Annotated in this window: 6 protein-coding genes; 1 reads left to right on the top strand and 5 read right to left on the bottom strand. The window is 37.8% G+C overall.

Going from position 1 to position 7,891, the window contains the following annotated elements; all coding sequences use genetic code 11:
• The 4 genes from J536_RS11655 to J536_RS11640 all read right to left on the bottom strand — a co-directional run.
• Positions 1 to 1,305 (bottom strand): BapA/Bap/LapF family prefix-like domain-containing protein (locus tag J536_RS11655; RefSeq protein WP_032062958.1); only part of this gene is annotated, 1,305 nt, incomplete at its 3' end.
• Between the two features lie 457 nt (positions 1,306 to 1,762).
• Positions 1,763 to 3,265, bottom strand: a complete 1,503-nt coding sequence (locus J536_RS11650) for a cation:proton antiporter (RefSeq protein ID WP_017482084.1) — start codon at positions 3,263 to 3,265, stop codon at positions 1,763 to 1,765.
• 240 nt (positions 3,266 to 3,505) lie between these two features.
• Complete coding sequence (locus J536_RS11645; RefSeq protein WP_014207472.1) at positions 3,506 to 4,405, bottom strand: neutral zinc metallopeptidase; 900 nt, start codon at positions 4,403 to 4,405, stop codon at positions 3,506 to 3,508.
• A 27-nt stretch (positions 4,406 to 4,432) separates the two neighbouring features.
• Positions 4,433 to 5,362 carry a DUF808 domain-containing protein gene (locus J536_RS11640; protein ID WP_017482085.1) on the bottom strand — a complete coding sequence of 310 codons (930 nt, stop codon included), beginning with the start codon at positions 5,360 to 5,362 and terminating at the stop codon, positions 4,433 to 4,435.
• A 208-nt stretch (positions 5,363 to 5,570) separates the two neighbouring features.
• Between J536_RS11640 and trpS the strand changes: the two genes are divergently transcribed.
• A complete protein-coding gene (gene trpS / locus J536_RS11635) occupies positions 5,571 to 6,584 on the top strand; it encodes a tryptophan--tRNA ligase (protein WP_017482086.1) in 1,014 nt (337 codons plus the stop codon).
• Positions 6,585 to 6,995: 411 nt separating this feature from the next.
• Here trpS and sucD read toward each other — a convergent pair whose 3' ends face one another.
• Positions 6,996 to 7,886, bottom strand: a complete 891-nt coding sequence (gene sucD, locus J536_RS11630) for a succinate--CoA ligase subunit alpha (protein ID WP_000114637.1) — start codon at positions 7,884 to 7,886, stop codon at positions 6,996 to 6,998.
• Positions 7,887 to 7,891: the final 5 nt, after the last annotated feature.

The following is a 7,891-nucleotide window of genomic DNA, read 5'->3' as shown; positions in this document are numbered from 1 at the left end:
CCCATTAATAACAACTGTAACGGCTGTAGTAGCCGCATCTGAAGGAACGTTTTTCAATACACCAGTAATCGTGACATTGCCAGCCGCTTCTGATGCATTAACCACATTATCAGCTGTTACTGAATCAACAGCAAAGTTAACACCATCCGTATTTGGACCAACTGCATCAACAATAGCTGTTCCTGGTCCTGATGTATTGCCAGCAGGGTCTGTTGCTACAGCTGTAACTTCATCGCCATCATTCAGACCAGGGTTTGGTACAGTCCAAGTACCATCCGGTCCTGCTACAACACTTGCCGTACTACCATCCGGATAAGTCACAGTTACTGTTGAACCAGGTTCTGCTGTACCTGTGATCGGGTCTGTCCCGTTAACCGGGTCAATCACTGGTGCATTCGGTGCAGTCGTATCAATCGTATAAGTTTGTGTATCTTTAACAGTACTGCTATTACCTGCCGCATCTGTAAACGTTACAGTCGCATCAATGGTTTTATCTGCATCAGCTGTTAAACCACTACCAGGCACACTTACTGTCCATGTACCCGCTGTTTTGTCTACAGTTGCATTATAAGTTACCCCATTAATAACAACTGTAACGGCCGTATTGGCCGCATCTGCTGGAATGTTTTTCAGAACACCAGTAATCGTGACATTACCTGCTGCTTCTGATGCATTAATTACGTTATCTGAAGTAACAGGATCAACAGAGAAAGTGACTCCATCTGTATTTGGTGGAGTGGTGTCAGCAGGTGTTGAGTCATCATCATTATCACTATTCGATGCTGCAGCGATAATACCGCCCGCAACTAAAGGAATAGCTGCCCACAACCATGGGTTTACACCCGCATCGTGATAAAGTAATGGTTCAATTGAAGAAATAGGTTGGTAAATAACGTCAGATACCAACTCTTGTGGTGCTTCTGCCGGTAAAGCAGCAGGTAAATCCTCAGCTACCAGAGCTTGTGGTTCAACATCACTGTCTGCGTCAGCGTCCGCATCGGCATCGGCGTCCGCATCATTTTCAGCATCTTTGAATTTTGCCCAAATCAACTGTCCATTTTCATCTTGAAAAACAAGACTGTTATCTTTAGGCTCAGCTGTTCCACTAAAGAAGCCTTCAATAACAATAGTCTCGCCATTTTTCAGGCGAATGACTGCATTGGTACCCTCCCTATTCACTACCAATACATCACTGGCAGCCACTTTTACCAATACGACCGACGCTTCTGAAAGCTTTGCAGAAGTTCCCTTGATTGTTGACAAGGTATCGTGACTATCCTTGGCAATAATTTGTATTTCAGGCATATCTGTATTCCTTTTATATTATTGATTTAAATGATTTTATGTATAATTCTTTTTACTTAATCTTTCTAAGTTTTTGACCTACAACTTAAAAACATTAAGTAATGTGATCATTTTTACATTAAACACTTTAAAATAAAAAAAACAAATACTAAAGTACCTAAAGAAAAAATTTTAATTAATAGAAATTATATATAAGTCTTAGTTAAGTTTTTCTTATGTTAATTTAATGAAAAATCACGTTAAACGTTTTATATATAAAACAAATTTATTATTTTGCTATTTACCATTTGTTGAAAAATCATTTAATTAAAATATTCATATAACAATTATTAATATCTTAATAAAATAAAATATATTATTAATGATATATATAGAAAAAAAAAGCTTTAGGTAATATTTTACTATTACACTAAAACCTCATTTTTAAATATCTTATAAATTTTAAAACTGTTTATATTTAGAAATTATCTGGACTCTCAAATCTTTTTACTTCTTGTAACTTATTCGGGTCATGCATTGTCGCAATTCCATCCTCAGTTTTTTGGTCTACAAGAATATCTGGATTATAAACAGTGATGGTTTCTCTACCCAGCGCATCCTCCCCCACAATATACTGAAAACCTCTTCGGTTCATCTTATGGCACAACCTTTGATAGAAGCCTTTTAAGCCTTCAGTTTCTTCGTTGGGGTTGTAATAAAAAGCATTCATCACAGCTGGTAAGCCTAGGCCGCACACAATACCTGATAACAATACACTAATAAATGTATATCCAATCAGGATACTACTATAGGGACTTAAGGCAGGGATATTGGCTACTGCCAAAATCAATGCAAGTGAAATTCCTCCTCGTACCCCACCCCAAGATAAAATAGTCAAACTACCGTTGTAGCTTTTAGTTCTACGCATTGTGGGGAAAAAAGCGAAAGCCATAAAGTTGGCAGCAAAACGAGAAATATGAAGAATAAAGAACGCAATAATACCGCCTAAAATCAGGCTAAAGTTTAGATCAAGAATAAATAACTCTAAGCCAATTAAAGTAAATAAGAATGAGTTAATAATTCCTTCCACTGTATGCCAAAAATGGTTAACCTCATGAATCTCCCGTTCTTCTCGTATTTCTTTCCATTTGTTTCCAACAATTAAGCCACCAATTACACAAGCAATCGGAGCTGATGCATGAGCAAACAAAGCGACTAAATATGTTCCACTTGCGAGTAAAGCTGTTGTTAAAATCAGGGACTCCATTTCGTGTTTACCACGTAATAGACGCAACACTCCTACCCCAAATGCCCAACCAATCCCGACGGCGACAACAATTTCATAAAGTAGAGCTTCTAATGTCGCTACCAATGAAAAATGTTCACCCTGTAAAACATTAAGCAAAGTCATAAACAATGCAATACACATTGCATCATTAAATAATGATTCACCTTCTAGCTTAACAATTAAATGATGTGGTGCTCGAATCGAACTAAGCACACCTTTAATACCAATTGGGTCTGTTGCCCCTAAAGCTGCACCTAAAAGTAACAGCACCAGAATTGGCACATGATATCCAACCAGTAATTGGAATCCGTAGAGTAAACTACCAAACAATACAGCACAAAGTACTAAGGCAATCGTTGCCAAAATACTGATTTGCTTCCAATAACTTTTTAGATCTGAGATTTTAAATTTGAGTGCAGAAGAAGTTAGAATAAAACAAATAACACCATTAATTAAAAAATCATAAAAATCGATATGGCGTACTGCTTCTTCAATATTATGAATGTTAATGGTAATAAACTGGTTACCATTTAGTAGGCTGGCACCCCACTGTAGAATAAAGACAAAAATTGCTGAGACTAGAGGAACACCAATCGCCTGTGGAAAGCCTAAAATACGCTTATTAAAGATCGTGGTTGCAATTGATAGTGCAAAAACCACTGTAAAAGCTTGTAATAGAAAAAAATTACCCATGAATACCCTTCTTCTGGGTCAACGACCAAATAAACAACTTTGCTAGATCGACCAAACTTAATAAAAAGCTGACATAAACAATGCCATAATCATAAAAAACAGAAATTAGGATGCAAGTTTAACGAATTGATTGAACAATCTATCAATCTGTTAAATTTCTTAACATTATTTATAGTTATGATCGAAACAAAAAAGATGAGCTTATTAAATTATGTTTAACAAGACTCATCCTATAGAATTTTAAACTGGATTATTAAAAGTATCGCATTGGTTAATATCACCAGTTTTTAAACCAACCTGAAACCAATGCATGCGCTGTTCACTACTACCATGAGTAAAGCTATCCGGAACGACCTGACCTGTGGAACGCTTTTGTAAATAATCATCTCCAATTTTTTGAGCAGCATCCATCGCCTCTTCAATGTCACCTTGCTCTAAAAATTGAGTTCGCTGTTGATTATGACTCGCCCAAATCCCCGCTAAACAGTCAGCTTGTAATTCTTGACGAACAGATAATTGGTTACCTTCTCTTTGGCTGACTTGTGCACGGGCTTGCTGTACTTGTGACGAAATACCCAGCAAGGTTTGAACATGGTGCCCTACTTCATGTGCAACCACATAAGCTTGTGCGAAATCGCCAGCCTGATCTTCCCTAGAAAGTTCAGTTTGGTTCTGCTCACCAGAAATTCCCATTTGCTGACGCATATCTTTAAAGAATTCTGTATCGATATAAACCTTTTGGTCTGCAGGACAATAAAATGGCCCCATCGCAGATTGGGCAGTACCACATCCTGATTGAGCTATTCCACTAAACAAAACTAATTTAGGTGGCGTATAGCTTTTACCTAACTGTTTAAATATAGGAGTCCAGACGTCCTCTGTATCAGCCAAAACCGTTCCAACAAAATCCGAGGCTTCTTTTTGCTCGGCCGTTAAACTTTCTGGCGCAGTTGCATTTGATTGTTGTGAAGCAGTAACTTGCTGCGTTGCTTGATAAGCCTGTTGTGGATCAACACCAAAGAACTTCCACGCAACAAATGCAACAACTAAACCAATAATACTGATACCGCCAGCTCTAACACCGCCACCACCTCGACGGTCCTCAACATTGCTACTAATTCGTCGACCTTTCCAGCGCATAATTTCCCTCTTCTTTTTAGAATGGCATCATGAACCCGATGCTTTTTTAGGCCACATTTTTTGTATTAAGCTCACAATTAATAGAACAATTGCACCTGCAACAAGTCCTATTCCAAAGTTAATCAATGTTGGTGTTAAAGCACCAATGATGTTACCCACTGCTGGTATTGTTTCCACATGATCCACTGTGTCTTCAGTTAAGTGATGAAGCAATGGAATCGTATGATTAATAATCCCGCCACCCACTAAAAACATTGCAATAGTGCCCACGATTGAAAGTAATTTCATCAAAATAGGAGCAAAAGCTAATAGGCCTCGACCTATAGTTTGTTTAAATGAGGTCGACTGCTCTGTTAAAAATAATCCCAAATCATCAATCTTAACAATCATACCGACCAGGCCATAAACGCCAATCGTCATCACAACTGCAATAACACTTAAAACGCTTACTTTGGTCATTAAAGTAGCCGTAGCAACTGTACCGAGCGTAATCACCACGATCTCAGCCGATAAAATAAAATCAGTTCTTACTGCTCCTTTTATTTTTTCTTTTTCAAAAGTTGCTAAGTCTAATTCTTCAGTTTCAAGCTCTGCTTTTGCTTCCTCTGATGTAGAAGCTTTTTTATGCATAATGGTATGAAGAACTTTCTCTACTCCCTCATAACATAAAAATAAGCCTCCGAGCATTAATAGCGGATTAATAAGCCAAGGTGCAATCACACTAATTAACAATGCTAAAGGAACTAAAATAAGCTTATTAACAAATGAACCTTTGGCCACCTTCCAAACAATAGGTAGTTCACGATCTGCACGCACACCTGTTACTTGCTGAGCATTTAAGGCCAAATCGTCACCTAAAACTCCAGCAGTTTTCTTGGCTGCCATTTTGCTCATTAAAGCAACATCATCTAAAATTGTTGCTATATCATCTAGTAATAAAAGTAAGCCACTCGCCATTTCTTATCCAAGTTTGTATTTATTAAAGCTATTGTAAGATGATTTTTTTGAATTTCTGTAATTTTACTGAATAAATTCACAATATTATTTTAAGAAAAGTTTCCCCAATCGCTGACGAAAAAAATTTATTTCCCGTACAATAATGCCAATCTTTTATATTACAGGGCTTACTACCCCTGATTAAGCCAATACGATAGTGGAATAAATAATGAGTAATGTTGATCAGCGTCCAATTATTTTGACAGGCGACCGCCCAACCGGACAACTTCATCTTGGGCATTTTGTCGGTTCTTTGCGTTCTCGTGTAGGTTTACAGGATAGCCATCATCAACATCTCTTATTAGCAGATGCACAAGCATTAACAGATAATGCAGATAATCCAGATAAAGTTCGTCGTAATATTCTAGAAGTTGCTCTAGATTATTTAGCTGTAGGTATTGATCCAACAAAAACTACCATTTGTGTTCAATCTTGCCTACCAGCACTCAATGAACTCACAATGCTTTATCTCAACTTCGTGACTGTTGCGCGCTTAGAACGTAACCCGACCATTAAATCTGAAATTCAAATGCGTGGTTTTGAGCGTGACATTCCAGCTGGTTTCCTCTGCTACCCTGTTGCACAAGCGGCTGACATTACTGCTTTCAAAGCATCTGTGGTTCCAGTGGGTGAAGATCAGATTCCAATGATTGAACAAACCAATGAAATTGTACGTCGAGTAAATCGCCAAATCGGTCAAGATCTTTTGCCTGAATGTAAAGCTTTGCTTTCTAATATGGCACGTCTACCTGGTTTTGATGGTAAAGCGAAAATGTCTAAATCATTAGGCAATACCATCGTTTTAAATGCTTCTGATAAAGACATTAAAAAAGCTGTTAATGCGATGTACACCGATCCAAATCACCTTCGTATTGAAGATCCAGGTCAAGTTGAAGGCAATATTGTATTTACTTATTTAGATGCATTTGATCCAAATAAAGAAGAAGTTGAAGAATTAAAAGCTCACTATCGTCGCGGTGGTCTTGGTGACGGTACGGTTAAAAAACGTCTTGAAGGTGTCTTAAAAGAGTTAATTACACCTATTCGTGAACGTCGCGAAGAACTTGCTAAAGATCCTGACTATATTATGGATGTTTTACGTCAAGGTACAGATAAGTGCCGTCTTATTACTCAACAGACTTTAGACGAAGTTAAAGATGGTTTAGGTTTATTTAAATTTTAATCCTTTTTGAAAACTAAAAGCCCTTCGGGGCTTTTTTTATTTATTAGATTCAATAATATTCATTTTTTAGAATTACTAATGTATTGATAGCCATTCACAGGCTTTTACCCTATTAACGTGAAGTAACACTTATTAACGCTAATAGCGATGAAGAATATCTTAACTTTATCTATTATCCTCTATGTAGGTTACATCATATGAGCCTCACGACATTTCTCCTTAAACCGAAACTGTTTTTACAGATTCGTTGTTCTACGCAATGATCACCCCAATCATTGCGTATTTTTTTTGCCTAAAAATTTTATTTATGAATTAGCTATACTTATAAAAATTCTGATTTTTCTTTAATAAATAAAAAAACACCGCATCATTTTTCAGATACGGTGCTTTTTAAGATTCAGCGTAAAGCGATTAAGCTAAACCTTTCTCTTTTAAAACTTGCAACATAGTTGAACCAAGCTCAGCTGGGCTACGAGTGTAAGCCATACCTGCTTTTTCAAATGCAGCGAATTTCTCTTCAGCAGTACCTTGACCACCAGAAATGATCGCACCAGCGTGACCCATACGCTTACCTTTAGGAGCAGTTACACCAGCAATGTAACCTACTACAGGCTTAGTCACGTTAGATTTGATGAATTCAGCAGCTTCTTCTTCCGCTGTACCACCGATCTCACCGATCATGATGATTGCATCAGTATCTGGATCGTCTTGGAACAATTGAAGCGCTTCGATTTGGTTCATACCTGGGATTGGGTCACCACCGATACCGATACAAGTAGATTGACCTAAACCAAGCTTAGTTGTTTGAGCAACAGCTTCATAAGTCAATGTACCTGAACGCGAGATGATACCAATACGGCCTGGTTGGTGAATATGACCAGGCATAATACCAATCTTACATTCACCCGGAGTGATCACTCCTGGACAGTTAGGACCAACTAAACGAGTACCGTTACCGTTAGTTTCTAAGTAGCGTTTTGCTTTAAGCATGTCGATTGTTGGAACACCTTCAGTGATCACAACGATTAGGCCAACACCTGAATCAACCGCTTCAACGATTGAGTCTAAAACAAATGGAGCTGGTACATAGATTACAGATGCATCTGCATTTGTTTCACGTACAGCTTCTTTCATTGTGTTGAATACTGGTAGGTCAAGGTGAGTAGTACCGCCTTTACCCGGAGTAACACCACCAACAACTTTTGTACCGTAGTCTAAAGCTTGTGCAGAGTGGAAAGTACCGTTTTTACCAGTAAAACCTTGTACCAATACTTTAGTGTCTTTATTAATTAATACGCTCATGATTG

It is taken from the genome of Acinetobacter sp. 809848, from assembly GCF_000581275.1.
GTDB lineage: Bacteria > Pseudomonadota > Gammaproteobacteria > Pseudomonadales > Moraxellaceae > Acinetobacter > Acinetobacter pittii.
Note: the sequence above shows the minus strand (reverse complement) of the source record. Positions and strands in the feature narration are given on the sequence as shown.